General features: G+C 75.2%; 2 protein-coding genes. One reads left to right on the forward strand and one right to left on the reverse strand.

The genetic code is table 11. The annotated features are described in order from the left end of the window. Positions 1-363 precede the first annotated feature (363 nt). A complete protein-coding gene (locus tag ACZ6ZT_RS35110) occupies positions 364-1,281 on the reverse strand; it encodes a DUF3027 domain-containing protein (RefSeq protein WP_469724500.1) in 918 nt (305 codons plus the stop codon). Between the two features lie 315 nt (positions 1,282-1,596). Between ACZ6ZT_RS35110 and ACZ6ZT_RS35115 the strand changes: the two genes are divergently transcribed. Then, a complete protein-coding gene (locus tag ACZ6ZT_RS35115; RefSeq protein ID WP_469724501.1) occupies positions 1,597-3,027 on the forward strand; it encodes an MFS transporter in 1,431 nt (476 codons plus the stop codon). Positions 3,028-3,191: the final 164 nt, after the last annotated feature.

Raw genomic sequence — 3,191 nt, forward strand, 5'->3', positions numbered from 1 at the left:
TCAGCCTCGCCGGCGTTTGAGGCGCGGGCGCGGAGCGCCGTGTGGTGACGTGCACTGGTACGGGTCCGGGCGGAGCCCGGGGAACGGTGGAAGGGCGGGTAGGGGCCCTCAGCCCCGCGCAGCGGCCACCCACCCGCAGGCGACGCCGCACCCCAGCCAGGGGCAGCGGCCACGCACCCGCAGGCGGCCACCGCGCCTCCGGCCAGGGGCAGCGGTCCCGCCCGCCGGGCCGACGGACGGAGTCCGGCGCAGCGGGCCGAAGCCCGGGAAGCGCGCCAGCGCTGAGTGGTGCGAGGGGCGCGTCAAGAGGGGCAGCGCGCCAGCGCTGAGTGGGGCGAGGGGCGCGTCAAAAGCGGGCAGGGGCTACGAGTGGCCCAGGTCGGCGGACGGGAGGTCCGTCGGGGGGACCGAGCCGGTGTCCGTCGGGGGGCGGAGGGGGAAGTCGTCCGTGGCCATCGAGTCGAGCACCGGCGGCGCCGGCCGCAACGGCTTCGGCATGACGGCCGCCTCCGAGTGCCCCCCGCACCCGTACGACAGCGAGACGAGCCGCCCGTCCGCCGGACCGAACTCGTTCGCGCAGACACCGAAGGCCTGCCCCAGCGATCCCCCGATCGCGACGAGGAAGCCACACGACACGCACGACGCCGGCGCCGCCTGCGCCATCGGGGTCTTCGCCCCGAACGCCTCGTCCCAGCGGTCGGCCGCGCTGTGCAGCCCGTACCGCGACAGGACCCGCGCCCGCCGCATGCCGAGTTCCTCGGCGACCGCCGCGATGGAGCCCCGCGCGGGCACGACGACCCGGTCGGTGACGTCCGCGTCCTCCGCCTCGACCAGTTCGGCCATCTCGGGGGAGACGACCGCGTTCGGCGGCGGCGCGTCCTCCCCGGAGAAGCCCGGCTCCAGCCGCAGATCGTCCGCGTCCGTGGGCAGCAGGTCCCCGGGACCCATGTCACCCGGTCGCAGCCGCTCGCTCCACGGCACCCACTCGGGTGCCAGCAGTGCGTCCTGGCCGGGCAGCAGCACCGTCTCGTTGAGGGTGACGTTCTTCGCGCGGGAGGCGCGGGTCACCGTGACGGCCCAGCGCCAGCCCCGGTAGCCCGGTTCCTTGCACTCGAAGAAGTGCGTGACGACCCGGTCGCCCTCCGCAACGGCGGAGACGTGCTCGCCCACCACACTGGGGAAGGCGGCCTCCTCGGCCGCCGCACGGGCGAGCTCTACCGCCTCGACGCACAGGCGGTCGGGGGTACGCGGGGTACGGCTTCGCGTCGTCGCAGCACTCACAGGTCTCGTTCTCTCCTACGCCGTCTCACGAGTGCGCCGTCCGTACTGTCGTCCACAACGACCCGTCGGTCTCGTCCGTACGTAGCGCGGGCGGAGCGGACCAGAGGGCCGCGTCGACGTCCGCGCCCGATCGGCCTCGGGCGCACCCCACTGCGATCCATTCTGCGGGATCGCGAAGAGGCGCGCGGCCAAGAGCAACCGCCGGTGGCGCGCTACGCACGCTACCTCCTCCGAAGCCTTCGGCCCACATGCGAGGTCCGATTCGCGGACAACGGGGTCCCCCGGGACGCGCCGGGACCGGTTCCGGAGGGCCGAGTGGGGCACTATGGCCACGTGGCTCCCGTACGGTCGTCCGCCGGCGGCTCGGGACCGGCCAGGCGGGCCGGCCGGGCTGTCGGGCGCGCCCTGCACCTGCCGATCACCGGTACGGCGCGCGGGATCCGCCGGGCCACGCACGCCCACGGGGCCGGGGAGTCGGGCCTGGGGCGGCTGATCGAACTGCACGCCATCAACGGCGCCGGCGACGTGATGATCACCGTCGCGCTGGCCTCCACCGTCTTCTTCTCCGTCCCCACGGACGAGGCACGCGGCCGGGTGGCCCTGTACCTCGCGATCACCATGGCGCCCTTCACCCTGCTGGCCCCGGTCATCGGTCCGCTGCTCGACCGGCTGCCCCACGGACGCAGGGCGGCGATGGCGGGCGCCATGCTGACGCGGGCGCTGCTGGCGGTGATGATGTCGGGCGCGGTCGCCACCGGCGGGCTGGAGCTGTACCCGGCGGCGCTGGGGGTGCTCGTCGCGTCCAAGGCGTACGGGGTCGTACGCAGCGCGGTGGTGCCGAGGCTGCTGCCGCCGAAGTTCTCACTCGTCAAGGCGAACTCCCGGGTCACGCTGGCGGGCCTGCTCGCGACGGGCGCCGCCGCGCCGGTGGGGGCCGCGCTGCACACGATCGGGCCGCCGTGGCCGCTGTACGGGGCCTGCGTGATCTTCGTGTGGGGGACGGTCGCGGCGTTCCAGCTGCCGCCCGTGGTGGACGACGCCAAGGGGGAGCGGCGCGCCCGGCTCTCCACCCACGAGGCCCACTCGAAGCGTCCGGGGCTGCGGACGGTGAGCCGGCCGGTGCTGTGCGGGCTGCTGGCGAATGCCGCGATGCGGGCGCTGTCCGGGTTCCTGATCTTCTTCCTGGCGTTCCTGCTGCGGGAGCATCCGCTGGCGGGGCAGAGCGCGGCGGTGTCGCTGGGGATCGTCGGCGTGTCGGCCGGGGTGGGCAACGCGGGCGGGACGGCGGTGGGGGCGTGGCTGCGGGCGCGGGCGCCGGAGGCGATCATCGCGGCGGTGCTGTCGGTGACGCTGGGGGTGGCGGTGCTGGCCGCGCTGCTGTTCAGCGGGCTGTTCATGGCGGTGCTCGCGGGGACGGCCGGGTTCTGCCAGGCGCTGGCGAAGCTGTCGCTGGACGCGATGATCCAGCGGGACGTGCCGGAGGCGGTGCGGACGTCGGCGTTCGCGCGGTCGGAGACGTTGCTCCAGATGGCGTGGGTGCTGGGCGGGGGGATCGGGATCGCGCTGCCGCTGAACGGGGTGCTGGGGATGGTGGTCGCCGCGGCCATGGTCGCCCTGGGCACGGCGATGGCCCTCCGGGGCCTGCTGTCCACACCCCGCCCCCACCACCCGGGCCCACCACCGCTGCGCGAAGCCGGCCCCACCCCGCCCTTCCCCCGTTCCCGCCTCAATCGCCGACGCGGCTGAAGGCACGGGAGGACACCTGGCCCGCCCCACGACACGACGCTCCGCGCCCGCGCCTCAATCGCCGGCGGGGCTGGAGGGAGCGGGCGGGGCTGAAGTGTCCGACCCCGGTCGGCAAAAATCAGCCTCGCCGGCGTTTGAGGCGCGGGGGTCCGGGGGCTGGCCCC

Source organism: Streptomyces sp. NPDC102258 (genome assembly GCF_055584685.1).